This is a genomic window from Blautia sp. ZXY-1-B12 (assembly GCF_056339915.1).
On the sequence record NZ_JBWJVP010000025.1, the window covers coordinates 43,002 to 69,982 of the forward strand.

The 26,981-nt window shown below is 37.9% G+C and carries 24 protein-coding genes, 1 tRNA gene and 2 pseudogenes; 26 read left to right on the forward strand and 1 reads right to left on the reverse strand.

Annotation, left to right across the window (positions count from 1 at the left end; all coding sequences use genetic code 11):
* Window position 1 precedes the first annotated feature (1 nt).
* The 3 genes and pseudogenes from AC075L_RS01965 to AC075L_RS01975 form a co-directional block, all read left to right on the forward strand.
* Entirely contained in the window at window positions 2-1,486 is a 1,485-nt protein-coding gene (locus AC075L_RS01965) for a GldG family protein (protein WP_055150982.1), read from the forward strand.
* Window positions 1,487-3,343, forward strand: coding sequence for a DUF4340 domain-containing protein (locus AC075L_RS01970; protein ID WP_025578452.1), 1,857 nt, complete (start codon window positions 1,487-1,489; stop codon window positions 3,341-3,343).
* A 121-nt stretch (window positions 3,344-3,464) separates the two neighbouring features.
* Window positions 3,465-3,536 (forward strand): annotated as a pseudogene (locus AC075L_RS01975) (hypothetical protein); the annotation flags it as partial.
* Window positions 3,537-3,602: 66 nt separating this feature from the next.
* Here AC075L_RS01975 and AC075L_RS01980 read toward each other — a convergent pair.
* A complete protein-coding gene (locus AC075L_RS01980) occupies window positions 3,603-4,556 on the reverse strand; it encodes an alpha/beta fold hydrolase (RefSeq protein WP_008708024.1) in 954 nt (317 codons plus the stop codon).
* Window positions 4,557-5,189: 633 nt separating this feature from the next.
* Here AC075L_RS01980 and AC075L_RS01985 point away from each other — a divergent pair.
* From AC075L_RS01985 to AC075L_RS02095, 23 genes and pseudogenes are all read left to right on the forward strand, one after another.
* Window positions 5,190-5,957 carry a ParA family protein gene (locus AC075L_RS01985; RefSeq protein ID WP_025578451.1) on the forward strand — a complete coding sequence of 256 codons (768 nt, stop codon included), beginning with the start codon at window positions 5,190-5,192 and terminating at the stop codon, window positions 5,955-5,957.
* A complete protein-coding gene (locus tag AC075L_RS01990) occupies window positions 5,957-6,931 on the forward strand; it encodes a ParB/RepB/Spo0J family partition protein (RefSeq protein WP_025578450.1) in 975 nt (324 codons plus the stop codon). Before AC075L_RS01985 ends, AC075L_RS01990 begins: the two co-directional genes overlap by 1 nt.
* A 13-nt stretch (window positions 6,932-6,944) precedes the next feature.
* Window positions 6,945-7,463: a DUF4446 family protein gene (locus AC075L_RS01995; protein ID WP_020993348.1), complete on the forward strand. Its 519-nt coding sequence runs from the start codon at window positions 6,945-6,947 to the stop codon at window positions 7,461-7,463.
* Window positions 7,464-7,655: 192 nt separating this feature from the next.
* The gene (gene serS, locus AC075L_RS02000; protein WP_008708031.1) at window positions 7,656-8,948 is read left to right on the forward strand and encodes a serine--tRNA ligase; all 1,293 of its coding nucleotides are present in this window, start codon (window positions 7,656-7,658) and stop codon (window positions 8,946-8,948) included.
* A 32-nt stretch (window positions 8,949-8,980) separates the two neighbouring features.
* Window positions 8,981-9,856, forward strand: a complete 876-nt coding sequence (locus AC075L_RS02005; protein WP_008708032.1) for a DUF3881 family protein — start codon at window positions 8,981-8,983, stop codon at window positions 9,854-9,856.
* Window positions 9,857-10,237: 381 nt separating this feature from the next.
* Window positions 10,238-11,047, forward strand: a complete 810-nt coding sequence (locus AC075L_RS02010; RefSeq protein WP_020993350.1) for a hypothetical protein — start codon at window positions 10,238-10,240, stop codon at window positions 11,045-11,047.
* Window positions 11,048-11,536: 489 nt separating this feature from the next.
* Window positions 11,537-11,610, forward strand: a tRNA-Arg gene (locus AC075L_RS02015).
* Between the two features lie 326 nt (window positions 11,611-11,936).
* Window positions 11,937-12,902 (forward strand): annotated as a pseudogene (locus tag AC075L_RS02020) (ParB/RepB/Spo0J family partition protein).
* Window positions 12,903-12,916: 14 nt separating this feature from the next.
* A complete protein-coding gene (locus tag AC075L_RS02025) occupies window positions 12,917-13,702 on the forward strand; it encodes a ParA family protein (RefSeq protein ID WP_005334870.1) in 786 nt (261 codons plus the stop codon).
* A complete protein-coding gene (locus AC075L_RS02030) occupies window positions 13,692-14,603 on the forward strand; it encodes a ParB/RepB/Spo0J family partition protein (protein WP_025580967.1) in 912 nt (303 codons plus the stop codon). The genes AC075L_RS02025 and AC075L_RS02030 overlap by 11 nt, the downstream gene beginning before the upstream one ends.
* Before the next feature lie 78 nt (window positions 14,604-14,681).
* Window positions 14,682-15,680 carry a DUF6017 domain-containing protein gene (locus tag AC075L_RS02035; protein WP_025580966.1) on the forward strand — a complete coding sequence of 333 codons (999 nt, stop codon included), beginning with the start codon at window positions 14,682-14,684 and terminating at the stop codon, window positions 15,678-15,680.
* A gap of 9 nt (window positions 15,681-15,689) precedes the next feature.
* Window positions 15,690-15,986 carry a hypothetical protein gene (locus AC075L_RS02040; protein WP_055060223.1) on the forward strand — a complete coding sequence of 99 codons (297 nt, stop codon included), beginning with the start codon at window positions 15,690-15,692 and terminating at the stop codon, window positions 15,984-15,986.
* Between the two features lie 7 nt (window positions 15,987-15,993).
* Complete coding sequence (locus tag AC075L_RS02045) at window positions 15,994-16,398, forward strand: hypothetical protein (protein WP_055060224.1); 405 nt, start codon at window positions 15,994-15,996, stop codon at window positions 16,396-16,398.
* A gap of 134 nt (window positions 16,399-16,532) precedes the next feature.
* Window positions 16,533-17,510: a choloylglycine hydrolase gene (gene bsh / locus AC075L_RS02050; RefSeq protein WP_005347230.1), complete on the forward strand. Its 978-nt coding sequence runs from the start codon at window positions 16,533-16,535 to the stop codon at window positions 17,508-17,510.
* A gap of 38 nt (window positions 17,511-17,548) precedes the next feature.
* Entirely contained in the window at window positions 17,549-18,229 is a 681-nt protein-coding gene (locus tag AC075L_RS02055; protein WP_005347231.1) for a GTP pyrophosphokinase, read from the forward strand.
* 35 nt (window positions 18,230-18,264) lie between these two features.
* On the forward strand, window positions 18,265-19,824 hold the full coding sequence (gene cls, locus AC075L_RS02060) for a cardiolipin synthase (RefSeq protein WP_055060226.1): 1,560 nt from the start codon (window positions 18,265-18,267) through the stop codon (window positions 19,822-19,824).
* 253 nt (window positions 19,825-20,077) lie between these two features.
* Complete coding sequence (locus AC075L_RS02065; RefSeq protein ID WP_172679323.1) at window positions 20,078-21,442, forward strand: citrate/2-methylcitrate synthase; 1,365 nt, start codon at window positions 20,078-20,080, stop codon at window positions 21,440-21,442.
* 1 nt (window position 21,443) lies between these two features.
* Window positions 21,444-21,869: a MarR family winged helix-turn-helix transcriptional regulator gene (locus AC075L_RS02070; RefSeq protein WP_006858455.1), complete on the forward strand. Its 426-nt coding sequence runs from the start codon at window positions 21,444-21,446 to the stop codon at window positions 21,867-21,869.
* Window positions 21,870-22,044: 175 nt separating this feature from the next.
* Window positions 22,045-23,478 (forward strand): phospholipase D family protein, encoded by a 1,434-nt coding sequence (locus tag AC075L_RS02075; RefSeq protein ID WP_055060227.1) that lies wholly within the window; start codon window positions 22,045-22,047, stop codon window positions 23,476-23,478.
* Window positions 23,457-24,167 (forward strand): response regulator transcription factor, encoded by a 711-nt coding sequence (locus AC075L_RS02080; protein ID WP_003693048.1) that lies wholly within the window; start codon window positions 23,457-23,459, stop codon window positions 24,165-24,167. The genes AC075L_RS02075 and AC075L_RS02080 overlap by 22 nt, the downstream gene beginning before the upstream one ends.
* A complete protein-coding gene (locus AC075L_RS02085; RefSeq protein WP_055053945.1) occupies window positions 24,167-25,210 on the forward strand; it encodes a HAMP domain-containing sensor histidine kinase in 1,044 nt (347 codons plus the stop codon). The genes AC075L_RS02080 and AC075L_RS02085 overlap by 1 nt, the downstream gene beginning before the upstream one ends.
* A 33-nt stretch (window positions 25,211-25,243) precedes the next feature.
* Entirely contained in the window at window positions 25,244-26,308 is a 1,065-nt protein-coding gene (locus AC075L_RS02090) for an FUSC family protein (protein WP_055060228.1), read from the forward strand.
* Window positions 26,298-26,870: a CDP-alcohol phosphatidyltransferase family protein gene (locus AC075L_RS02095; protein ID WP_055053943.1), complete on the forward strand. Its 573-nt coding sequence runs from the start codon at window positions 26,298-26,300 to the stop codon at window positions 26,868-26,870. Before AC075L_RS02090 ends, AC075L_RS02095 begins: the two co-directional genes overlap by 11 nt.
* Window positions 26,871-26,981 lie beyond the last annotated feature (111 nt).

Below are 26,981 nucleotides of genomic sequence, written 5' to 3' on the forward strand. Positions count from 1 at the left end.
AATGAAACTGAAAGAAAAGATGAAAAATAATAACCATAAAAAATTTGACAAAAAGAAACTGATTGGCACCATCAGTAAGAAGCATATCAAAAACGGCTCTTACACAATGGTTATGTCAGTGATATTTATTGCAGTAGTTGTAGTGCTCAACATGATCGTAAATGCGATTCCGTCCAAATATTCAGAAATTGATATCAGCAGCCAGAAACTCTACAGTATTGGTGATGATACAAAAGCAATGCTGAAAGATCTGGACAAGGACGTAACAATTTACCAGATTGCACAGAGCGGTTCTGAAGATGAGAATATTACCAATCTGCTTAAGAAATATGAAGATGAATCCAAGCATATTAAAGTAGAGCAGAAGGATCCTGTAGTAAATCCTAAATTTGTAACGGAATATACAAGTGATGATCTTTCTGCAAACAGTCTGATCGTTGTATGCGGCGACAGAAATAAAGTCATTGATTACAACAATATCTATGAGAGCACAATTGATTATCAGACCTACAGCTCTCAGACCACCGGTTTCGACGGTGAAGGTCAGATCACAAGTGCGATCGGATATGTAACATCCGAAGATCTCCCGATCCTTTATACACTCGAGGGACATGGTGAGAAGGAGATGGATTCTACTATCAAAGAAGACATCGAGAAGGCAAACATGGATATTCAGTCTCTGAATCTTCTTACAGAGGGAAGTGTTCCGGATGATGCAGACTGCCTGTTCATTGATTCTCCATCCACAGATATTTCAGAAGATGAAAAGACTGCTATTATTGATTATCTTGAAAATGGCGGAAAGGCGATGATTTTCTCTGATTATACAACAGAAGACCTGCCAAACTTTGATGCAGTTCTGGAAAACTATGGTGTTCAGAGAGAAGCTGGAATCGTATTTGAAGGTGATAATCAGCATTATGCAATGCAGATGCCATATTATCTGGTTCCGACTATAAACAGCACAGATGCAAGCTCTGAGACTGTTTCCGGAGGATATTATGTACTTGTACCATATGCACAGGGAATCAAAAAAATGGATGATGTAAGAGATACCGTAACGATCAACAGTATCCTCACCACATCAGACCAGGCATATTCCAAGACAGATCTGAACAGTGATACTCTGGAGAAAGAAGACGGAGACGAAGCTGGCCCATTTGATCTGGGAGTAAGCATCACAGAGACTCTGGATGATGACAAAGAAACGCAGATCGTATACTATTCAACTTCCAATCTGATGGAATCACAGGTAAATCAGATGGTATCCGGCGGAAATGAGAAGCTGATCATCGAATCTCTGAAGTGGATGACAGACACAGAAGACAGTGCAACCGTATCTATCCCATCCAAGAGCCTGTCTGTATCTAATCTGACACTTACAGACTATGATGCTGCATTCTGGAAGATCTGCACCATCGGTCTGATTCCTGGATTCTTCCTTGTTGTAGGGTTTGCAGTTTGGATGAAGAGGAGAAAAGCTTAAATGAAGAATAAAACTGTAAAAATGGTTCTTGCAGTTGTAGTTCTTGGTGTCTGCTGCGGGGCTTACGCAGGTGTAAAAACCTACGTAGCCCATCAGGAGCAGAAAGAATCCGAAGAAGATTCTGAAGAAAGCACAACTGTATTTACTGCATCAACAGATAACATTAAATCTCTGGATTTTATGGTTGATGATACAGAGACAACATTTGAAAAAGATGATGACAGCTGGGTAAAGAAAGACGAAACAGATTTTCCGGTAAATCAGACTACTCTGGACAGTGCAGCATCTGCTATTGCATCTGTCGATTCAGACAGAGTTCTGGAGGACGTAGATGATCTTTCAGAATATGGTCTGGACTCTCCGTCAAACACGATTAAGATTGTAACAAAATCTGATGAGGAAGATGGCGATGACATAACAACTACACTGTATGTGGGAGATGAAAATTCCTCCACCAGTCAGTATTATGTAAGAAAAGATGATGATGAGAAGACAGTATACCTGATAGATTCTTCCTGCGTAGAGCCGTTTGCCAAATCATTGAATGATTATGCGCAGATGGAAGATTTCCCTGCAATTTCCAATACAGATACCATTACAAAAATTTCTGTAGACGGCGATAATTCCTATGAATTATCAAAAGACGAAGATACAAGTACCTGGTCAGTAAAAGGCAGCGAGGATGAAGAAAAAGCAGACTCAGCTACCGTAAGTTCTTTGGTATCTTCATTCGGAAGCATGGCATATAGTTCACTTGCAGATTATAAATGTGACGACAAGAGCAAATATGGTCTGGATAAACCATATGCAACAATCACAGTAGATTATCAGGAAGAAGTTGCTGATGATGACACTGATGAAGACACACAAGATGATACGACAGCTTCCGGTGAGACGGCAGATGAAGATGCTTCATCTGTGGAAGAAAACAGTGACGATGCTGAACAGGATACAGAATCAGACGAAAGTGTAAGTGAAACTACGGATGAAACATCTGAGGCTGAAGATACTGACGGTGAAGAAGCAGAAGATGAAACATCAGAAAACTCAGACAGTGCATCAGACAATGAGGATTCTTCGGAAGAAGAAACTAAGATGGCAGATAAGCAGCTTACAATTCTTGTTGGAAATGAAACAGATGACAGCAGCAGATATGTCATGGTAAATGACAGCAATGAAGTCTATACGATGTCAACGGATACTCTGTCCGCGCTAACTGATAAATCAGAAGAAGACTTCTGGGATATGACAGTAAGTTATGTATCTTTAAACAGCCTCGGAAGCCTCAAAGTAAATTATCAGGGCAGTGATTATAAAGTAAATGTTTCACGTGAAACATCCACAGATGATGATGGAAACGATACAGAAACAGTTACCTATAAACTGAATGGTTCTGATCTGGATGAAACAACATTTACAACATTCTACAATAAACTGATCAACATGACGGCTCAGAAACGTCTGACAGATAAATATGAACCTGACGGTGATGCAGAACTGACAGCTATATTTACAGAAGAAGACGGTGATACACAGGAAGTTGCATACTATAGCTACGATACAAACTATTATGCGGCAGTGGTGGATAATAAAGTATATCTCGTAAATAAGATGAATGTAAAAGAACTGTTCACAGCATTTGAATCAGTTGTCGGAACAGAAGAAGACAGTTCAGATAAGACAGATTCAGACGAAGCAACAACAGATGATACTAAATCAGATTCAACAGATATGCCAGGTGAGAGCATAGAAGAGTCCGATGACAGTACATCTGAAACAGCCGGCATAACAAACGATTCTGATACATCCGAAGAGGAGAATACAGATTCTCAGGAAACGGACAGTACAGAAGAGTAAAAGAATAAACGAATCTATAAAAGAGTGAGGCAGGCATATAGAATTTCTTACATATGCCTGCCTCATTTTTTGTTGTATTAGAGCGTGTTTGAAAAATCATTCCCACAATCTGCACGCCCCATTTTGCGGTATATTTTGTCCGAATTCGGTTGCTGTAGTCACCGCAACGTCGCCTTCTTCCGACTTGAAATAAAAAAATTTATCCTTCAAAACTGTCTCAAAATCAACTCGTCGACTCATTCTGGCTTAAATATAAGGCTTAAAAGAAGATTTTAACCTGTTCAAGAAACGCTTCAGGTGCTTCAACATGTGGAAGATGTTTTGTTTCTTTGAGAACAGAAACTTCAATAGCCGGGTTGGAGGCACAATAATCATCAGTGACAGCCTTTCCGTTTGGCTCTGTTTCACCTTCAACAATATAAATACTGTTATCCAGTGCCTTAAGTGCATGACAGATATTTATATTTATATACTTAGCTGCAAGACTGGAGTACAAAAATCTGGTATAATATCCACCTTTATGAGCTGCTTCATAATAAGCATCTGCCATTTGATTATCCACATGGAATGGATTATAATACATCTTCTCGATAAAAAGATTATTTATATTATCACGTGATACGATCATATGATAAACCAGAGTTCCGAAAATCGGAATTTCCAGAGCTGCTTTTAACAGGCGGTCCTTTCTGTTTGGCATCTGTTTTAATTGAGTCAGGCTGGGCGGATTTACCAGCATGATTTTGTTAAAAAGTTCTTTCTCATTGTGACAGGCCATAGTAACAAAAGAGCCTGAAAAACCACTTGCAATCACATCTGTTTTCTGACCAATTATTTTTTTGATAAAATCACTGATCATCTGAACATAAACAAAATTTGTATAGGTAATGCTGGATTTGTCCGAACGTCCGCATCCTAACAAATCAACAGTATATACGGTATGGTCAATTGCCAGTTCGTCTTCAATTTTGCTCCATTCATACCCGGAAGCTCCAGGTAAAGTGTCATGAATCAAAAGAATCGGTGACCCAGTTCCCTTTTTGGTATAATAAATGTTCCCAAAGCGCCATTCAAAGTAATTGTCATTAGAAATGTGGAGCATCTGTTTTAATTGTGCAGCAGTAGCAATCGTGTGGTTAATGAAATGAACAGCAACAGTTGCGCCGGTCATCAGAGCAGCAAATGTAAGAAATTTGTGCTTGTTTTTACTCATTTTCGGCCTCCTTTATCAAGCATAACAAGTGATTAGCCTGCTAAAATTATATACCCATATTATACCGCGATACTGTCTGTTTTACAAGAAAATATGATGCGAAAAAAAGAACCATATGGATTGATGATGTTACTGTTCACTCCGTTCACAGCAACACGCTTCGCGATGCACAGACTTTATGCTAATCGCATAAATTCGCGCGGTATGTCTCGGGTTTTCTGTGACCTTCACTCACAAAAAACACCTCGCGGGATATTACCAGTGAACAGTAACTTGATGATTACTGTTCACACATCACAATCCCGCGAGGTGTTTTGGCATGAATGTGCCAAAATCCCGAGACATACAAGCCAAAATTCCATTGCCGCAGGCAATCTGGAATTTTGGCTGCGTTACTGAGAACGGAGTGAACAGTAACGATTGATGGAAAAAGAAAATGTCAATCACCACAAAATATACAATATTTATGTTAAAAATAATGTGTTTTTTTATGTTTCACGTGAAACATTATGTGGCATGATTAAAATAAAAGTGTTATAATAAACATGCATATGCCTGTTGGCATTATAAAAAATAATGTAACAGGCAAAATAGGAATAACTACAATTAAAACCTCATAAAGGAGGAATGAAGTTGGGAAGAATTATAGCAGTTGCTAATCAGAAAGGCGGAGTTGGAAAGTCAACAACTGCAATTAATCTTTCAGCATGTCTTGCAGAAAAAGGGAAAAAGGTTCTCGCAATTGATATGGATCCACAGGGAAATACTACCAGTGGTTTCGGCGTTGATAAGAACGGCATAGAAAATACATTGTATGAACTTTTGCTTGGAGAGGCAGAAACGAAAGACACGATTGTAAAAGATGTTGTTGAGAATCTTGACCTGATTCCATCTAATATTAATCTTTCCGGTGCAGAAATCGAGCTGGTAGGAATCGATGATAAAGAATTTATCTTAAAGGGAATCACAGATAAGCTTCGACGTAAATATGATTACATAATACTGGATTGTCCGCCATCATTAAATATGCTGACGATCAATGCATTAACCGCAGCTACATCTGTATTAGTGCCGATCCAGTGTGAATATTATGCGCTGGAGGGACTTTCACAGCTGATTCATACCATTGATCTGGTAAAAGAAAGACTGAATAAACGTCTGAAAATGGAAGGCGTAGTATTCACAATGTATGACGCAAGAACAAACCTGTCTCTGCAGGTAGTGGAAAACGTAAAAGAGAATTTAAATCAGAATATTTATAAAACAATTATTCCACGTAATGTAAGACTGGCGGAGGCTCCAAGCTATGGACAGCCGATTAATATCTATGATCCGAGATCAGCAGGAGCAGAAAGCTACAGGCTTCTGGCAGAGGAAGTGCTCAACAGGGAGGATAATTAATGGCAGGAAGAAAAAACGGTCTTGGCAGAGGCTTAGATGCATTTTTTCCAGACAGAACATCTGTTGTCAAAGAACCTGCCAGAAAGACAATAACCAAAACAGTTAAAACAGAGAAGAAATCTGACGTAGCTGAAAAACAGACAAACCCTACTGTTGCAAAGAAGCAAACAGCGGATTCGAAAACAGGGGCAATGATCGTAAAGATCTCAAGTGTAGAGCCGAATATGGATCAGCCACGTAAACAGTTCGATGAAGATGCACTCATGGAACTGTCTGAGTCTATTAAACAGTACGGCGTACTCCATCCGCTTCTCGTGTCTGATAAAAAGGACTACTATGAAATAATTGCAGGTGAAAGACGATGGAGAGCGGCAAAGCTTGCCGGACTGACAGAGATTCCTGTAATTGTTAAAGAGTTTTCTGAGCAGGAATTAGTAGAAATTTCCCTGATTGAGAATATTCAGCGGGAAGATTTAAACCCTGTGGAAGAAGCGATGGCATATAAACGACTGATTGATGAATTTCATCTGAAACAGGATGAAATCGCAGAGCGTGTAGGGAAGAGCAGAACAGCAGTAACAAATGCAATGAGACTTCTCAAACTCAGCGAAAAAGTGCAGCAGATGCTGATTGATGAGATGATCACTGCCGGTCATGCCAGGGCAATCCTTTCGATAGCAGATAAGGAAAAGCAGGAATCAATTGCAATGAAGGTTTTTGACGAGAAATTAAGTGTTCGTGAAACAGAAGCGCTTGTAAAACGTATGCTGGAGCCGCCAAAAACAGCAAAGAAGAGCAAATTCAGTTCTGCTGAGGATGCAATATATGAGAGTCTGGAAGAAAAAATGAAAAGTATCATGGGTACCAGAGTCCAGATTCACAGAAAGAAAAATGACAAAGGTAAAATTGAAATTGAATATTATTCCAAGGATGAACTGGAAAGAATCATAGATCTTTTCGAATCCATTGGTTAGGAGTGACAGTAATATGAGTGGCATTTTTGAAAATCTTGGAATTGATTCCGGGATCATCATTATTATACTGCTGATTCTTACTATCTTCCTGCTGGTAAGGAATATCAGTATGAATATGCGCCTGAGCCGTCTGGAACGTAAATATAAGACGTTCATGAAAGGTTCAGATGCACAGTCTCTGGAAAAAGTATTCGTTAGAAAATTCGCTCAGATAGATAAGCTCTATGATGCGAAGGAAGAACATGATCATGATCTTCTTTTTATCAAAAAGAATCTTGATAAAATGTTTAATAAATATGGTGTAGAAAAGTATGACGCATTTGATGATGTAGGTGGAAAGTTAAGTTTTGCGCTGGCTTTGCTGGACAAAGAGAATACAGGTCTTATCTTAAATGCAGTACACAGCCGGGACAATTGTTTTTTGTATATGAAAGAAATTGTAAAAGGCGAATCCTACGTTATGCTCAGCCAGGAAGAAGTAGAGGCACTTCGTAAGGCAGTGAATTTTGGACTGGATAATATTGAAGAATAAAGTTTTTTAAAAGTTACTGTGAACGGAGTGAACAGTAATGTTTAAAAGCTGAAAATAAGAGCATACTAAAAGAGAATCTGTTTTGTGCAGGAATGCACATGATATGATAAATTGATATCAGGGGGAAAGTTGTTGCCAGATTTTACCCTGACATCATTACATAATGTAATAGAATATTTCAGGAGGAACAAGATGTTAGATATTAAATTTGTGAGAGAAAATCCGGAAGTTGTAAAACAGAATATCCGCAACAAATTTCAGGATAATAAACTGGAATTAGTGGATAAAGTTCTGGAACTGGACAAAGAGAATCGCGAAATCAAACAGGAAGTAGAAGCTCTTCGTGCAGAGAGAAATAAAATTTCCAAACAGATCGGTGCACTGATGGCACAGGGAAAGAAAGAAGAAGCTGAAGAAGTAAAGAAACAGGTAGCTGCTTCCGGAACCCGTATTGAAGAACTTTCCACAAGAGAAAAAGAGGTAGAGGAAGAACTTCTCAAAGATATGATGGTAATTCCGAATATCATTGATCCATCTGTACCGATCGGTAAAGATGACAGCGAGAACGTAGAAATCGAGAAGTTTGGTGAACCGGTTGTTCCGGATTTTGAAGTGCCATATCATACAGAAATTATGGAAAATTTTGATGGAATCGATCTTGACAGTGCAAGACGTGTTGCGGGAAATGGTTTCTACTATTTAATGGGAGATATCGCAAGACTTCACTCAGCAGTAATTTCCTATGCACGTGACTTCATGATAAACAGAGGTTTTACTTACTGTGTACCTCCTTTTATGATCAGAAGCAATGTTGTAACAGGTGTAATGAGTTTTGCTGAAATGGATGCCATGATGTATAAGATTGAGGGTGAAGATTTATACCTGATCGGAACAAGTGAACATTCCATGATCGGTAAATTTATCGATCAGATCATTCCTGAGGAAGAACTTCCGAAAACTCTTACAAGCTATTCTCCATGTTTCCGTAAGGAAAAAGGTGCTCATGGACTTGAGGAGAGAGGCGTTTACCGTATTCATCAGTTTGAAAAACAGGAAATGATCGTTGTCTGCAGACCGGAAGAGAGTCCGATGTGGTTTGATAAATTATGGCAGAATACAGTAGATCTGTTCCGTTCTCTGGACATTCCGGTTCGTACACTTGAGTGCTGCTCCGGTGACCTGGCAGACCTGAAAGTAAAATCTCTTGACGTAGAAGCATGGTCTCCACGTCAGAAAAAATATTTCGAGGTAGGAAGCTGTTCAAACCTTGGTGATGCACAGGCACGTCGTCTTAAGATCCGTGTAAACGGAAAAGATGGTAAGAAATATCTTGCACATACATTAAATAATACTGTTGTAGCACCGCCTAGAATGTTGATCGCATTCCTGGAGAATAACCTGAATGAAGACGGTTCTGTAAGTATTCCTAAAGCTCTGCAGCCATACATGGGTGGTATGACAAAGATTGAGAAAAAGCACGCTTAATGGAGGGTGAGCTTTTTCAGGGAGGTGTTCTTATGCACAGTTATCTGAGGGCAGTTGGTTTTTCCAGGATCACCAAAAGAAGCAGTATCAGACAGATCATTACGGATGTGGTTGAAACTTATGATGAGAAAACGGTCATAGAGAACTACCCTGATGGTATGTTTGCAGAGTTTTCCAAGAATTATGGATGCGATTGTGGAATTACTGTCTGCGGGCAGTATGATGAAAACAACGTATTTTATCCGGATTATTATTTTCCTTTTTTTCGCGGAACAGGCATTACAACACAGGAGAGTGTTGTGATAGAAAGACATGCAGACAAAGAATCTTTTGCAGGTGCCTGTGACGATCTGAGAATTGGGGTTACTTTAATTTTCTATCTTCAGAATGCTGCTGAGTATCTGCAACAGCGTGAAAAAGGCAACATACTTCCGGGTGGCCAGCCTTTAACCCTTTCCGGGCTGGCCAGGGAAGGAAAAATCCTTTTTCCTGTAGAGAAAGATAAAGAAGCAGTAAAAGCAGAACGTGAACTGACAAAGAACAGAAATCATCTCATTGCAGCCGCCAGAAACGGTGATGAAGAGGCTATGGAGAGCCTCACGATGGAGGATATGGATACATATTCCATGATTTCTCAGCGTATAGTTACAGACGATATTTTTTCTATAGTGGATTCCTATTTCATGCCATATGGAATTGAATGTGATCAATATAGTATCATGGGTGAGATTCTGGATTTTATGACATTCAAGAACATTATAACAGGAGAAGAAATCTGCCAGCTTACATTAGACTGTAATGATATGCAGTTTGATGTTTGTATCAATAAGAATGATTTGCTGGGGGAGCCAAAGATCGGACGTAGATTCAAAGGAATCATATGGCTCCAGGGACAGTTGCACTATTAATTAAAATGATTTATGATGGCATGGACGAATATTTCGCCTATGCCATCTTGTGATTTACAAGAATATGTTTCACGTGAAACATGCTTATAACAATCCGCTTGACGAGGGAGTGTTATAGATATACATTTGTTACTGTTCGTACACCACTATCCTGCGAGGTGTTTTGGCATGAATATGCCAAAATCCCGAGACATACAAGCCAAAATTCCATTGCCGCAGGCAATCTGGAATTTTGGCTACGTTACTGAGAACGGAGTGAACAGTAATATACATTTCACGCCGGATATTTGCAATTTATTCCAAGGGTAAGAAAAGAAAGAATTACTATGATATACTTGGGGCAGGTAAGTCGGAAAACTAAAAAAAGGAAGATGACATTATATGAAAAATAAATTATGGAAACAATGGATGTTAAGTGGAGTTCTGGTTTCTGCAATGGTTGTATCATGCGGGGTATCTGTAAGTGTACAGGCAGAAGAAACAACAGAGACAGAAGAAGCAGCAGAAACCGATTCCTCTGCTGAAAGTGAAGATGATCTGCGGATTCTTTTTGATCAGGCAGTTGAAGATGCGATGATTGCTGAGGATGGTGAGATTCTTCCGGTAGTAAGCCTGGATGAGGGAGAGCCTTATGCAGTTTATAATGAAGAGGGAAGAGTTCTTCTATATACATTCCATAAATATCCGGACAGTTATCCGGATGGCACTGATGTGAAACTGGAATGGGGAAATGTATGGACATTTACAGGTGGTGAACTGGAAGACTGGTACCAGGAAAATAAAGAGGGTGTAACAGACTGGCAGACAAGAATGAAAGAATTGCTTGGTCTGACTCCTGATAATGAATCTAACTATGTTACAGCTATGTGGGTAAAACCGGAAGATGTTTTTCGTCCGGCATATATTTCGGATATTGGAACAGTAGAAATGACAGATTCATTCTCCGAAGATGTTGATGCGGATTATAAAGCATGGTTTGATGCGAACATTATTTCCAGCTATTATGATGGCGAATATCCATGGACAAGATTGGGATATACTTATGACTGGGCGGATAATGGACAGGCTTACGGGTTGTCTGAGTTTATCGTTAAACAGGATAGTGATGTAAAAGTAGCATATACTGTTGAACTGGGTGAGATGATTCAAAAGCTGGAAGATAATACATGGAATCCGGAAGCAGAAAATTAGATAAGAAAAGCCAGATTGCACTTGTAATTTTCTTTGAAATATAGTATATTAGTTACTGTTCATACACCATTATTCCTCGAGGTATTTTTGCAAAAATATGCCAAAGTCCCGAGACATACAAGCCAAAATCCCATTGTCGCAGGTAATCTGGAATGAATTTTGGTTAAGTTACTGAGAACGGAGTGAACAGTAACTTATATTATGGGTGTTGATTAAATGTCCATATAGCTCAGCTGGATAGAGCACTCGCCTCCTAAGAGAAAGCCGAGGCATTCCCCAAAGGAAAAAATGAAAAACAACTTTCAGTTCGAATCTATTCTGAAAAATGCCAAAGGTGACAACAAAGCATTCCCCAAATTTGGGAACGTTCTAATGTTACCAACTCAAAAAAATCTGTAGATTGACAACTCAAAAAAGAGTTGATAATCTTATATATGGCCGAAGGGAAAAATCCCAGAACCCCAGTAAAATCAAGGGTTTGCGGCATGTGTCGTCATAGCTCAGCTGGATAGAGCACTCGCCTCCTAAGCGAGGGGTCGGAGGTTCAAATCCTCTTGGCGACGGGCTTCAAAGCGTTCGAAAATGTTAGCTGGATTAGCTGACAACGAACGCTTTTGTTATTTTTAAATCACGTTCGTGACACAAAATTCCATTCAAAATGATCAATTTCTAGCTAACGAAATCCGATTTTTGTTAGCTGACAGCTAATCAAAATTACCGGTTTGCAAACATGGGTTTTAAGAAGTCCAGCTAACATTTGGGTTCCGCTCCGTTGTCACCCCTTATTCGGGGATGTAAATCAGAAAAAAGGCGGGAAAAGAAACAATCTCTCCCAAACCTGCAAACATGAATTAGCTGAAACAGTATTCAATTCTATTAGCTACAGCTAATGGTCAAACAGCAATGTCTGTTTGGAACTTTACTATCTATAAAAGTTCCAGGCAGGCATTTTTTATTTCCTGAATCCTGGAGGAAAGGAGTCAAGATGACTGAGCCAAACAGACAATCAGGAGAAAACGAAGAAAGAATCATAGAAATTGAGATTGAGCGTCTTCGTCCGTTCAAAGAGCACCCGTTTCAGGTAAAAGATGATAAGGAAATGTTTCTTTTGCAGGAAAGCATTGAGAAGTATGGAATTTTAAATCCGCTGATCGTCAGACCGGTACCGGATGGATACTATGAGATCATATCCGGTCACAGAAGAAAACATGCTGCTGAGAAACTGGGATAGCGTAAAGTACCGGTAATCATCCGGGTATTAAGTGAAGATGATTCCATCTTGAGCATGGTAGATTCCAATCTTCACAGAGAACGGATCAGCTACAGTGAAAAAGCTTTTGCTTACAAACTGAAGAATGACGTATTAAAAAGAAAAAGTGGTCGAAAAAAGAGCCAAGTTGACCACAAAACACCAAGAAAGCGGGCAATAGAAATCATCAGTGAAGATTGTGGTGATAGCCCAAAACAGGTGCAGCGTTATATCTCACTGACAAAACTGATACCGGAGATGTTGCAGAAACTGGATGATGAGATTATTTCTTTTTGTCCGGCTGTAGAGATAGCTGCATTAAGTGAAAAAGAACAAAGAGAACTGCTTGTAGCAATGGAGTATGCACAGGCAATCCCATCACTCTCACAGGCCCAGAGGATCCGGCAACTGAGTAAAGAAAAACAGTTGTCACTGGAAAAGATGGAAGAGATCATGTGTGAAGTGAAAAAGGGTGAGATCACAAGAGTGGCATTCACAAACGAGCAGTTGCACAAGTATTTTCCAAATTCTTATACACCGGCAATGATGAAACGGGAAATACTGGCACTGTTGAAATTATGGAAAAAAGAATCATGGGAAAGTTAAAGGAGGAAGAAATCATGTGTAAAGTTATATCCGTAGTAAACCAGAAAGGTGGCGTCGGAAAGACCACCACAACCGTAAATGTAGGCATTGGACTGGCAAGAGAAGGTAAGAAAGTGTTGCTGATCGACGCGGATCCACAGGGAAGTTTAACCGCAAGTCTTGGATATGAGGAACCGGATGATCTTCGCATCACACTGGCAACGATTATGATGGATGTCATTAACGAAGAAGAAATCTCTCTGGAAGATGGTATCTTACATCACCAGGAAAATGTAGATCTACTTCCGGCAAATATTGAGCTTTCTGCCCTGGAAGTAACGATGGGAAATGTTATGAGCAGAGAAATGATCATGAAGGAATATATCGATGCGATAAGAGGCCGATACGATTATATCCTGATCGACTGTATGCCAAGTCTTGGTATGATGACAATCAATGCACTGGTCTCTTCCGATTCCGTGCTGATACCTGTACAGGCCGCATATCTGCCGGTGAAAGGACTTCAGCAGCTGATCAAGACCATTCTTACAGTAAAGAAAAGGCTGAACCGGAAACTGGCGATTGAGGGCATTCTGTTGACTATGGTTGATTTCAGAACCAATTACGCAAGGGACATTGCATCGAGAGTACATACAACATACGGAAGCCAGATAGAAGTATTTGAAAATGTGATCCCGATGTCTGTAAAAGCAGCTGAGACCAGTGCAGAGGGAAAAAGTATTTACATGCACTGTCCGAAAGGAAAAGTTGCCGAGGCATATAAGAACTTAACACAGGAGGTTTTGAAGAATGAAAAATAGAAGTGGCGAAAAGATTAAACTGGCAAGCATAGATGAACTGCTTGGTGTGGTAAATGAAGAATCTGCAATGGAGATAGAGATCAGTAAGATCCATCCGTTTAAGAATCATCCGTTCAAGGTGCTGGATGATGAAAAGATGCAGGACCTGGTTGAAAGCGTAAAGATCAATGGAGTATTGACACCGGTACTACTTCGCATGAATGAAAATGAAGAATATGAAATGGTATCCGGTCACAGAAGAATGCATGCGGCACATCTTGCAGGACTTACGACTATTCCGGCAATCGTAAGAGAATTATCGGATGATGATGCCATTGTGGCCATGGTGGACGCTAACATTCAGCGAGAGGAACTGTTGCCAAGTGAGAAAGCTTTTGCTTATAAGATGAAACTTGAGGCAATGAAAAGACAAGGAAGCAGGACAGATATAACTTCTGGTCAAAATGACCAGAAGTTGAAACCAGTAATATCGAGAAATATACTTGCAGATCAAGTTGGAGAAAGTTCTAAGCAGATTCAGCGTTACATCCGACTGACAGAGTTAATACCAGAACTTCTTGATCTGGTAGATAACAAAAAGCTTCAGTTCACGGTTGCCGTAGATATTTCCTACATCGATAAGGAAGTACAGGAATGGATTTACGAATATATCAGCGACACCGGATTTATTAAGCCAAAGCAGATTGCAGCACTCAGAAATCAGCTGAATGATGGACCAATCAATCAGATCCAGATGTTATCAATTTTCAATAACTGTGTGATGGCAAAGAAAGTATCCAGGTCTCTCACTTTCTCAGAAAAGAAACTGACAAAGTACTTTCCGGATGATTATACAGCCAAAGATATGGAGCAGGTGATTGAATCATTATTAGAAAAGTGGATGCAGGAACAGTCCTGTTAAGGATAGAAAAAGCTAAGAAAACAAAGTCAAAGAAGTTTAAAAAGAGGACTTCTTAGCAGAAAATGAAAGGAGGAAATTATGGAGAAAAAAATGACATTTAATTATTTTTACGGTACCGAAGCTGATCAGTTCAGCTTCTACCGCATACCAAAAGCATTATTTACAGACAGTTACTTTAAAGATTTATCGAGCGATGCTAAAATTTTATATGGACTGATGTTGGATCGAATGTCTCTTTCCATCAAGAATCAGTGGTTTGATGACAAAAACAGAGCATATATCTATTTTTCCATCGAAGATATCATGGAATTACTGAACTGTGGCAGAAATAAAGCCATCAAATCCATGAGAGAACTGGATGACGAAACAGGAATTGGTTTGATTGAAAAACGCAGACAGGGATTTGGAAAGGTGAACGTTATCTACGTGAAAACCTTTATGCCCGAGAAAACAGATGAGAAAAAATTTGAAGAGGAATTAAAGAAGTTTAAAAAACAAACTTCTGTGGAAAATGAGGAATCTACAGAAGTTTACAATTCAAACTTCATGAAGTCCCAAAATCAAACTTCTAGAAGTCCCGAAAACAAACTTCAAGAAGTTTACATTTCAAACCCTAATAATACTAATCTTAGTGATACTGAAATGAATGATAATAAATCTAATCCTATCATATCTGTGGATGAGAAAAGATTTGATAGCGATAATCACTCTGAGGATTATCAGGCTTATGAAAACCTTGTCAAAGAGACCATTGATTATGAATCACTGAAAGTAACCCATCATGACGATATGCGAAAGGTAGATGAAATCGTGAACCTGATCGTAGAAACTGTGATGTGTAAAAACGACAAGATATTGATTGCCAGCAATTGGTATCCGGCATCACTGGTGAAGAAAAAATTTCTGATGCTGACCTATTCACATATCGAGTATGTCTTACACTGTATGAGTGGTAACACCACAAAGGTGAAGAATATCAAGAAATATTTGTTAGCAGCCCTGTTTAATGCACCGTCAACGATGAACGGGTATTATCAGGCAGAGGTGAACCATGATATGCCAGGACTGGTAAGATAGGAGGTGCACATGTTTATTTTAAAATTTGCTGGGAAGATATTATTACTGCCGGTATGGCTGATTCTTTTTGTGATCGGCCTGGCAGTGAAGATGACAGTACAGACTTATGCGGTTGTCAGAGGGATCCTTGGGTTTATATTCACTTTGTTGATTATAGCGACTGCATACTGTTATCATGACTGGGTACAGGTTGCATTTCTATTTTCGCTGAGTGTAATTCTGTATCTGATCCTGTTTGCAGGAGTATTCGTGGACACTGTACTGGACATGACAAGAGAACGTCTTATTGATTTTATTATATCGTGAGGAGGATATGAAAATGAGCGAAAACAATGATTATATTCAGTTACCACCACTAAAAAAAGACACACCAGCCGATGTGGTAGCATTTATGTGGGAGTACATGAAAGTACCGGAGGATTCAAGAGAAAAAGTTAAGAATCTGCTTAAAGATGCAAATGAAAATGGAGTAAAAATAAGTCATCAGGCACCAACACTGTATGATGTTGTTCCGAAAGAAGAAATTGCTGAATTTGAAGAGCTTATGCGCAAAACCATAGCTGACATTGTATCAGAAGCCAGTAGCGTTGCCTGTTGGGTGTATGTGCAGAAATATGTGAAGCACAAAACCCTAAACGAAATGCTGCAAGAATTGCCAGACGTAGGTCAATTCATCCTAGCTATGGATACCTGGTTTGAAAAACTGATGGAGAAATAATCTAGGAAAATAGTTTAAAGTTTACATGTTATGATCATGTATGAAGTTGGAACAAAATAAAAGATTGTGCTATACTATTGTTCAAGAAAAAAACTCATTGACATATTTCAATCTATTTAGGAGGATAAACGATCATGTGTACAGCAGCAACTTATAAAACAAAAGATTTTTACTTTGGACGAACCCTCGATTATGAATTCTCTTATGGTGATCAGATAGTAATTACACCACGTAATTATGCGTTTAATTTTCGCCATGTTGGCGATATGAAAAATCATTATGCAATTATTGGAATGGCTCATGTTGCAGAGGATTATCCTTTGTATTATGATGCTATGAATGAAAAAGGAGTGGCAATGGCAGGACTGAATTTTGTCGGAAATGCTGTTTATGCCGCGATTAAGCCAGATGTGGAAAATATTGCACAGTTTGAATTTATTCCTTGGATTTTAAGTCAGTGTTCTTCTTTAGTTGAAGTTCGCGAGCTTCTTGAACGAATTAATATTGTTAATACTCCTTTCAGCGAGCAATTGCCATTAGCACAATTACACTGGATCATTTCTGATGAGAATGAGTCAATTACGGTAGAATCTATGTCAGATGGTTTGCATATTTATGATAATCCAGTAGGAGTGCTTACGAATAATCCGCCATTTCCACAGCAGATGTTTCAACTAAATAATTATATGTATTTATCTCCTAAACAGCCCAGAAATACTTTCTGCGAAAATTTGGCTCTTGATGCATATAGTAGAGGTATGGGAGGATTAGGTCTTCCGGGAGATCTCTCATCTTCATCACGCTTTGTACGTGTAGCTTTTACAAAGGTAAATGCAATTTCAGGTGAATCAGAGGAAGAAAGCGTTAGCCAATTCTTCCATATTCTCGGATCTGTGGATCAGCAACGAGGATGTTGCGAAGTAGCGGATGGAAAATATGAAATCACATTGTATACGTCGTGTTGTAATGTTACAAAAGGTATTTATTATTACAATACTTATGAAAACCATCAGATCAGTGCAGTAGATATGCATGTAGAAAATCTGGATAGTGATAAAATGATTTGTTATCCAGTAATTCAAGGAGAACGAATCAACTATCAAAATAAATAATGTTTTGAAATCAGGGATGAGGTAGAAAGGAAAGTTCCATGACAAAAGATGAAGTAAAAAAACTCAGGATGAACAGTCCGGAATCACTACAGTTTTTAAATAATGCTACAAAATTTTATAATTTAATGATGATGTATCGTTGTGCTATTCGGGAGATACAAACTAAACTTGAGGTTTTGGATGATGAATTTTCAGTTGAGAACAATCGAAATCCTATTTCTTTTATAAAAACAAGAATTAAGAAGCCCAATAGTATTTACGATAAACTGCAGAAGATGGGATATGAATTTACAACAGAAAATATACAGACATATCTCAATGATGTAGCAGGCGTTCGAATAGTTTGTGCGTTTATTGACGATATTTATATGATATCAGATTTGATTACCCAACAGGATGATATTAAAGTTATTGAAATAAAAGATTACATAAAAAATCCAAAATCGAATGGTTATCGAAGCTATCATATGATTGTTGAAATACCAGTATTTTTTGCTAAGGGTAAAACACCTATGCGTGTAGAATTACAGATTCGAACCAATGGTATGGATTTCTGGGCAACATTGGAACATCAACTTCGCTATAAAAAAGGAATTGAAGAAATGCCTGGCTATGATGAGATAAGTGAAGAATTACTTCATTCTGCAAGAGCTATCATTGAAGCAGATAATGAAATGCAGAGAATAAAAGACAAAATTGGTATGTTTCACGAAATTTAGGGAGAAAACTGAGCAAGTAGGAAGGTGGAATATATATGAAACAAGATACTTTAGAGGGCAAAGCAAAAACAAAAAATGGGGTAAAACGGCTGTGTTTTTCCATAATCTGCATTCTTCTGGAAGTGATTTTTATTATTACTATCGTAACACGCTTGAATGAATATGCAGAAATCATAAATTTATTTACAAGGATTTTGAGTGGGATCTTGGTTTTGGGATTGTACGCATCAAATAAGACATCCTCTATGAAAATGCCTTGGATCATCTTAATTCTAATTTTCCCAATTATGGGTGTAGGCCTGTATTTGTTGATTGGTTTGAATGGTGGCACACATAAAATGCGTGAGCGATATGCAGAAATTGATAGCAAATTGTTACCAATGCTTCCGGACAGTCAGGAGTGTTTGAGCAAAATAAAAGAAACAATTCCGAAAGCAGGAAATATAGCAAGTTACATACAAAGAAATTCGCAGTATCCAATCTATCAGAATACGGATATTGTGTATTTTGATGAAGCAGTGAAAGGATTAGAGGCACAGCTTAAGGATTTGGAGAAAGCACAGAAGTTTATCTTTATGGAATATCATGCGATAGAAGACGCTGAAGCATGGCATAAGATTCAAGATGTTCTGGAAGAGCGAGTAAAAGTAGGTGTGGAAGTTAGAGTATTCTACGATGATATGGGTTCTATAGGCTTTATTAACACAGATTTTGTGAAAAAGATGGAGGCAATAGGAATTCATTGCCGTGTATTCAATCCGTTTATGCCAGGTTTAAATCTGTTTTTGAACAATCGTGATCATAGAAAAATAACAGTTATTGATGGAAAAGTCGGATTTACAGGTGGATATAATCTAGCAAACGAATATTTTAATTACACACACCCGTATGGACAGTGGAAAGATACAGGTATTCGTTTAGAAGGAGATGCTGTTCAGTCGCTTACGGTGACATTTTTGGAAATGTGGAATGCAGTAAGTGATAAGGATGCTAATGATTCTGATTTTAGTAAATACCTTTTCCACTATGATTATGCGGCACAGCAAACTGGGTTTGTTCAACCTTATGCAGACAGCCCTATGGATAATGAGCAAGTCGGAGAAGAAGTTTATATCAGTATGATAAATAAAGCTGAAAAATATTGTTGGTTTATGACTCCATATCTAATCATAACAGATGAAATGACGCATGCGTTATGTCTGGCTGCTAAGCGAGGGGTAGATGTAAGAATTATCACACCTGGTATCCCTGATAAAAAATTCATTTATAATATAACTCGTTCTTTTTATCATGGATTAGTTAAACATGGTGTTCGTGTTTATGAGTGGACTCCTGGTTTCTGTCATGCAAAAATGAGTGTGGCAGATGACTGTATGGCAACTTGTGGAACAATTAATCTGGATTATCGAAGTTTATATCACCATTTTGAAAACGGCTGTTTTATGGCAGATTGTCAGGCAGTTGTGGAAATAAAAAATGATCTGATAAGAACGATGGGAGAATGTCGTGATGTGACAGACCAATATCAAACCGGACGAAGTGCATATTTGCGACTGGGACAATTATTTATGAGATTATTTGCTGGATTGCTATAAGAATCTGATGAAACGACCTTTCAAAAAAAGTTGATTTAGAAGTTAACTGTTTTTGAAAGGCCGTTTTTGCTATATCTAACAGTCTGTTGTACAAAGAAGATTTTGCATGGATGAAAAAACAAACCTTGTTGAGGTTAAATTGAGTTTTCCATTGTATTGTATTGCTAATGAATAAGAATAAGAAAAAGAACAGACAATGCTGAATGCACTGGAAACAAGAATATCTGAGTATAGTATGTAAGTTCGTAACAGAATGAAAGGAGCGATTCAAATGAGCAATTTGGAAAATTATATGAAACAGCAAGCAATTTTTTGTGAACAAAATGATAGCATTAGTAAGAATCTGTATTCAGAGTATGGTGTAAAAAGAGGCTTACGAGATGAAAAAGGACAAGGTGTGTTGACGGGGCTTACAAATATTTCTGATATAAAAGCTTTTGAATATCGTGATGGAGTAAAGAGTCCATGTGATGGCGAGTTATCTTATCGTGGTTATAATATAAAAGATTTAGTAACAGGAAGTAAAGGAAAAAGGTTTGTCTTTGAAGAAGGAGCATATCTTCTTTTATTCGGAGAATTGCCAACTGATACACAGTTAATGGAATTTCAGGGAAGACTATCTGATTGTATGGAACTACCGACTAACTTTACCAGAGATGTCATTATGAAAGCACCTACATCAGATATTATGGGTTCTATGACTCGAAGTATTCTTACATTGGGCTCTTACGATAAGGAAAAAGAAAGTCTTGAAATTCCGAATGTGCTAAGGCAGAGTATGCAGTTGATCGCAGCATTTCCTATGTTAGCAGTATATGCATACCATGCTTATTGTCATTATGAAAAAAACGAAAGTATGTATATTCATAGACCTGAAAAAGATTTATCTATTGCTGAAAATTTCCTGCGCCTATTAAGACCAGATACAAAATTCACAGAACTGGAAGCAAGAGTACTGGATATAGCATTATTGTTACATATGGAACATGGTGGTGGTAACAATTCTACATTCACTACACGGGTAGTAACATCTTCAGGTTCAGATACTTATTCTGTTATTTCAGCAGCAATGTCATCCTTAAAAGGAAAAAAACATGGCGGTGCAAATCTGATGGTAATGAATATGATGGATGATATTAAAAGTCATGTGAAAGATTATGAAGACGAAGAGGAAATTGCATCATATCTGAGTAAGATTTTGAAGAAAGAGGCGTTTGATCAGAAAGGACTTATTTATGGAATGGGACATGCTGTATATTCTATTTCAGATCCGAGAGAAAGGGTGTTCAAAGGCTTTGTAGAACAACTCGCAAGGGATAAAGGACGTGAGAAAGATATGACCCTTTATAACAATATTGAGAAGATTGCACCTAAGTTGATTGCAAAGCAGCGTCAGATATTCAAAGGAGTAAGTCCTAATATAGATTTCTATAGTGGTTTTGTGTATGACATGTTGAATATTCCAAGAGAATTGTACACGCCATTATTTGCGATAGCAAGAATTGCTGGTTGGAGTGCACATCGCCTGGAAGAATTGATAACTACAGATAAGATCATTCGCCCGGCATATAAGAGTCTAGTCAGCAAAAAAGAATATATAGAAAGAGAGGAACGATAATATGGGAGCAGGAACCAGTGCAGAGGAGTTTTTTTTAAAGAGCATCAATGTTGAAAGTATATTTGAATTTGTCGAAAGAACAGATTATTTGTTTCTTTATAGTATAAAGGAATGTGTTGAAAAATCAGACTGTCATGAAGGAGTATATCTTTCAGAAGTGGCAGAATACATGAAATTATCGATTCCAGAAACATCTAAGATGGTAAAAAGTCTTGAAAATAAAGGATATATTATCTGGAAATTAGATGAAAAAAAAGAAAGAACATACCTTGTTTTGACGAACAAGGCAATTGAATTAAGTAATTGTCAGAAAGAAAAAATGATAGAAGCTTATGAAAAAATCATATCGAATATACAAGAAGATGACCTGGCAGTTACACGGTGTACATTGAGAAAAATCCGACAGCTTATGGAAGAAATAAAATAGTGATTAATACAACGGAGTAAGAAAAGCTCCTTCATATATTAGAATAAAAATATGACTGTTTCTTTAAAAAGAAGCCGGTCATATTTTTTTATGAAAAATAAATTTTGTTGAGGTTAAATTGAGATTGACTTTGTATTGTATAAGTATGAAATAAAAAGGAATCAGGTGATGTACAATGAAAAAGCATAAAATATGTAAAATCCTTCTTGTTATACTGGCAATTTTTTTATGTGTGGCTTTTTATGAATTGCTCGGAATCTGCGTTGCATATAAAAAGCAGCCGGAAGTGTCCAATACAACCAAAAAAGAAACAAAAAATGGGTTATGGAACGAATGCAGTGAAAATACAGAACGGGCAGTAATCATAGAAAAGAATCCAGAAGCGCTTTTACAAAGAGTGCGTTTGATCAAGAATGCAAAAAAGGAAATTATTCTTTCTACTTTTGCATTTCAATCCGATGAAAGTGGAAAATTGATTTTAGGAGCACTGCATGATGCGGCAGACAGAGGTGTACATATTCGTCTGTTAGTAGATGGAATGGAGAGCTGGATTGATATGGAAGGAAATCCGTATTTCTATGGATTATCTTCCCATGAGAATGTTGAAATTAAACTGTATAATAAGGCCAATCCGTTGAAACCGTGGAAAATGATGGGTAGAATGCATGATAAATATTTGATTGCAGATGGAAAGAGATATATTCTTGGGGGAAGAAATACATACAATTATTTCCTGGGTGATTTTCCGGGACATAAAAACTATGACAGAGACGTGTTAGTGGTTTGCGATGAACCTGAGAAAGAAAATTCAGTTAACCAGTTGTCAGAGTATTTTGAAACCATATGGAATCAGGAAGACAGTGGTTATTTTCATAACAATAAAAAACTGGCAAATAGAAAATCTGTAAAGAACGCAGTTTTAGAGTTGCAGAACAGCTATCAGAAATATTTTGAAGAGAATAAGGAAAGAATCTGCGAGACCGATTATACGGACGAAACTTTTGAGACAGAAAAGATTACATTAGTGTCAAATCCTATTCACACAGGTTCCAAAGAACCAGTAGTGTGGTATCAGTTGGGAGAATTGATGAAAAATGCAAAAAATCGTGTGAAGATCCACACGCCATATATTATCTGTAATGATATGATGTATAATACATGGGAGGAGATTGCAGAGAACGTTTCAGATTTTTCTATCATGACAAATTCAGTTGCGAATAATGGGAATCCATTTGGGGCTGCCGATTATGCGAAAAACAGAAATAGAATCTTAAGTACAGGAATTAATATCTGGGAATATGAAGGCGGTTATTCATACCACGGAAAAAGTATTCTCATTGACGATGATCTGTCTGTAATCGGTTCCTTTAATATGGACATGAGAAGTGCATATCTGGATACGGAACTGATGCTTGTAATTCGCAGTAAAGATATTAATAAACAGTTGGAAGAGGGCATGATGGAATATGAAAAAGTGTCCCGCCAGATATTAGAAGGCGGAACTTATAATGATCCATATCATGTAGAGCCAATCGAATTAACAAAGAAACGTCAGAGAAAAATATTTTTGGTACAGCATCTGCTTGGATGGGCAAGGTATCTGTTTTAATAAGGAGGAAGGAAAACGTGTTTCAAATATTGATTGTAGAAGATGATAAAGAATTAAGCCAGCTATTCCAAAAAGTGCTTGAGAAGAATGGATATCAAGTCAAAAGTGCATCGGATGGAGCACAGGCATTAGAAGTATTGGATAAGGAATATATTGATCTGATCATTTCTGATATTATGATGCCGGTTATGGATGGCTATGAACTGGTGTCAGAACTTCGTTCAGCAGGATATCAGATACCAGTGCTTATGATCACTGCGAAAGGTTCCTTTGATGATATGCGCCAGGGATTTCTTTCGGGAAGTGACGATTATATGGTAAAACCGGTAAATGTGAATGAAATGGTTTTAAGAGTCGGAGCACTGCTTCGCCGTGCACAGATACTGAATGAACACAAAATTGTGATCGGTTCAACAGAGTTTGATTATGATGCAATGACGGTTACAACTGATAAGGAAAGTCTTGTTTTGCCTAAAAAAGAATTCCTGCTTTTATATAAGCTTGCAGCTTCGCCAGGCAGAACATTTACAAAACAACAGTTGATGGATGAAGTATGGGGATACGAGACGGAGGCAGACCCACATACGATAGAGGTACATATAGGAAGAATCAGAGAGCGTTTTAAAGATAACCCTGATTTTGAAATCGTAACAATGCGTGGAATTGGATACAAGGTGGTGAAAAAATAATGGAACAAAAGAAAGAAAAAGGATTGCGGATCCGGTCCTGTCTGACTGGTGCAATCTGGCTGGCACTTGTATTTTCAACAGTCATATCTGCTTTATTATTTGCTTTTTTGAATCATTTTTTTAATCTGCCGGGCAGCATACCTGTGCTTGGCTGGCTTTTGATTTTTAATACATTGATTGCAGGGCTGATCACTTCCTTTATTAATGCAAAGTTACTGGAACCAATTACCAGACTTAGTAAAGCAATGAAGAAAGTTTCTCAGGGAGATTTTGAACAGCATTTGGAAACGAACAGCCGTATAGCAGAAGTTGGAGAATCTTATCAAAGTTTTAACGTTATGACAAAAGAACTTCGTGCAACAGAGGTGCTGCAGATGGATTTTGTATCTAATGTTTCTCATGAGTTTAAGACCCCGATTAATGCCATTGAAGGATATACAATGCTGCTTCAGGGAGAAGAACTGTCTCAGGATCAAGAGGAATATGTAGAAAAAATCTTATTTAACACCCAAAGACTTTCCGGATTGGTTGGTAATATTTTGCTGTTATCCAAGTTAGAGAATCAGAATATACCAATGAAAAAAACAGAATATCGTCTGGATGAACAGATCCGCCAGGCATTTCTTTCATTGGAAACAAAATGGACAGAAAAAGAAATTGGTTTTCAGGTAGAATTGGAGGAAGTTAAATATACTGGGAATGAAGGACTTTTTATGCATATCTGGATAAATCTTTTGGATAATGCGATTAAGTTCAGCCCTTCAAAGGGGACAATTACGATGTTTCTGAAACAAGAACAGGATTCTGTTAAGTTCATTCTGGAAGATGAAGGACCAGGAATAGAGGATGATGTAAAATCCAGAATATTTGACAAGTTCTATCAGGTAGATGGATCTCATAAAGCAGAAGGAAATGGCCTAGGTCTTGCACTTGTAAAACGGATTGTAGATAGTGCCGGAGGAACAATCAAAGCAGAAAACCGTGAATATGGTGGATGCAGATTTGTTATAGAGCTGCCAAAGCAGAAAGATGAGATTATATAGTTTTAAGATAAATTAGAAGATGGGAGGATTTATATGACATTTTATCAGGAGTTGCAGTTAAATCAGACAGGTTCTAAAAACCTGTTGAAAAAGAGTGAAACACTAAAAGAAAAATTATATCATATGTGGGTATATCTGGTGAAGATAGCTGTTACAATGGCATTTTGTTTTTTCTTTGTTAGTATTTTCAGCATCCTATTTGGAAATGAGAACAGCATTGTAGGTGTAGTAGTCTTATTATGTCTCATGGTGTTTAGAAATGCGGATCTGGGGATCCACACCGGACAATCTACGATGCTTTTGGCTTTGTTCTTTGTAATTATGACTGTATGTCCGCATTTAGCAAATCAGTTTTCACCGGTATTGGGAATGCTGTTAAATATTGCGGCACTGGCTGTGTTGATTCTGTTCGGATGCCATAATCCATTCATGTTTAATCAATCTACATTGGTTCTTGGGTATCTGCTGCTATATGGTTATGATGTTACGGGAAAAAGCTATCAGATGCGATTAGTCGGAATGGCTTTAGGTGCAGCACTTACCTGCTTCGTATTTTATCGAAATCATAAAAACAGAACTTATAAAAGAAATCTGAAAGATCTGATACAAGAATTTGATATCACTTCTTCCAGAACAAAATGGCAGATATGTCAGATTTTATGCGTACCGATTGTCCTTTGCATTGCAGAACTTTGTAATATGCCACGTGCAATGTGGGCTGGTATTGCGGCCATGTCCACGATTTTGCCGTTTATGGAAGATATGCACTACAGAGTCCGTAAAAGGATTGTCGGAAATATTGCAGGTGTTATATGTTTTACAGTATTATATTTTCTGCTTCCTTCGTCAATCTATGCATATATAGGAATTCTTGGTGGAATCGGTGTAGGATTTTCAGCACAATATGGCTGGCAGGCAGTATTTAACACATTTGGTGCTTTAGCCATTGCTGCAGAGACTTATGGACTACAAGGAGCGGTTAGTCTTAGAGTGATTCAAAATGTTTTTGGTGTTGTGTTTGCTTTAGCATTTTGTGTTATATTTTATTGGTTTATGTCTAAAAAAAAGGAAAGTGAGGTGACCGTACATGCAGAGTGAAGTGAATCAGGAAGAAAATTTGAATAGAATTATTACGGTTCCTAATCTTCTTTCTTTTTTTCGGCTTTGTCTGATTCCGGTAATTATATGGAGTTATTGTGTAAAGAAAAATCCTCTGTTAGCTGGTGAAATCTTATTGCTGTCTGGTCTTACGGATCTTGCTGATGGATATATCGCAAGAAGATTCCATAGAATTAGTAATTTAGGAAAAATACTTGATCCGGTGGCTGATAAGCTGACACAGGCAGCGATGTTAATCTGTCTGTTTACTCGTTTTCCGCATGTGCTTCTTTTAATCGTAATAATGGCAGGTAAGGAGCTGTATATGGTAGTCAGTGGATGTCTTGTGATACAAAAGACAGGAAAAGTACATGGTGCAGACTGGCATGGAAAGATAGTAACCTTTTTATTATATGGAACTGCAGCGGTGCATATTATATGGTTCCACATTACACCGATGGTATCAGATCTGTTGATTGGTTTGTGTGCTATAATGATGGTCATATCGGTCGCTCTGTATATTATCCAGAATACCAGGACTCTTAAGGGAGAGACTGTATAAGCAATTTTATATTGCAATGACTAGAAAAATATTTAGGAGAAGATAGATATAAACAGTAAGTCAAACACACAAACTATGGAGTCTTTAGTCGGTTTAATAAAATTTTAGATA

Coding starts and splice junctions, on each gene's coding strand:
- serS (WP_008708031.1), top strand. CDS start 7,656: ATGTTAGATATTAAATTTGTGAGAGAAAATCCGGAAGTTGTAAAACAG.
- AC075L_RS02090 (WP_055060228.1), top strand. CDS start 25,244: ATGACATTTTATCAGGAGTTGCAGTTAAATCAGACAGGTTCTAAAAAC.
- AC075L_RS02085 (WP_055053945.1), top strand. CDS start 24,167: ATGGAACAAAAGAAAGAAAAAGGATTGCGGATCCGGTCCTGTCTGACT.
- bsh (WP_005347230.1), top strand. CDS start 16,533: ATGTGTACAGCAGCAACTTATAAAACAAAAGATTTTTACTTTGGACGA.
- AC075L_RS01990 (WP_025578450.1), top strand. CDS start 5,957: ATGGCAGGAAGAAAAAACGGTCTTGGCAGAGGCTTAGATGCATTTTTT.
- AC075L_RS02070 (WP_006858455.1), top strand. CDS start 21,444: ATGGGAGCAGGAACCAGTGCAGAGGAGTTTTTTTTAAAGAGCATCAAT.
- AC075L_RS02095 (WP_055053943.1), top strand. CDS start 26,298: ATGCAGAGTGAAGTGAATCAGGAAGAAAATTTGAATAGAATTATTACG.
- AC075L_RS02080 (WP_003693048.1), top strand. CDS start 23,457: ATGGGCAAGGTATCTGTTTTAATAAGGAGGAAGGAAAACGTGTTTCAA.
- cls (WP_055060226.1), top strand. CDS start 18,265: ATGAAACAAGATACTTTAGAGGGCAAAGCAAAAACAAAAAATGGGGTA.
- AC075L_RS01965 (WP_055150982.1), top strand. CDS start 2: ATGAAACTGAAAGAAAAGATGAAAAATAATAACCATAAAAAATTTGAC.
- AC075L_RS02010 (WP_020993350.1), top strand. CDS start 10,238: ATGAAAAATAAATTATGGAAACAATGGATGTTAAGTGGAGTTCTGGTT.
- AC075L_RS01970 (WP_025578452.1), top strand. CDS start 1,487: ATGAAGAATAAAACTGTAAAAATGGTTCTTGCAGTTGTAGTTCTTGGT.
- AC075L_RS02040 (WP_055060223.1), top strand. CDS start 15,690: ATGTTTATTTTAAAATTTGCTGGGAAGATATTATTACTGCCGGTATGG.
- AC075L_RS02030 (WP_025580967.1), top strand. CDS start 13,692: ATGAAAAATAGAAGTGGCGAAAAGATTAAACTGGCAAGCATAGATGAA.
- AC075L_RS02065 (WP_172679323.1), top strand. CDS start 20,078: ATGAAAGGAGCGATTCAAATGAGCAATTTGGAAAATTATATGAAACAG.
- AC075L_RS02045 (WP_055060224.1), top strand. CDS start 15,994: ATGAAAATGAGCGAAAACAATGATTATATTCAGTTACCACCACTAAAA.
- AC075L_RS02055 (WP_005347231.1), top strand. CDS start 17,549: ATGACAAAAGATGAAGTAAAAAAACTCAGGATGAACAGTCCGGAATCA.
- AC075L_RS02025 (WP_005334870.1), top strand. CDS start 12,917: ATGTGTAAAGTTATATCCGTAGTAAACCAGAAAGGTGGCGTCGGAAAG.
- AC075L_RS01980 (WP_008708024.1), bottom strand. CDS start 4,556: ATGAGTAAAAACAAGCACAAATTTCTTACATTTGCTGCTCTGATGACC.
- AC075L_RS02005 (WP_008708032.1), top strand. CDS start 8,981: ATGCACAGTTATCTGAGGGCAGTTGGTTTTTCCAGGATCACCAAAAGA.
- AC075L_RS02075 (WP_055060227.1), top strand. CDS start 22,045: ATGAAAAAGCATAAAATATGTAAAATCCTTCTTGTTATACTGGCAATT.
- AC075L_RS01995 (WP_020993348.1), top strand. CDS start 6,945: ATGAGTGGCATTTTTGAAAATCTTGGAATTGATTCCGGGATCATCATT.
- AC075L_RS02035 (WP_025580966.1), top strand. CDS start 14,682: ATGGAGAAAAAAATGACATTTAATTATTTTTACGGTACCGAAGCTGAT.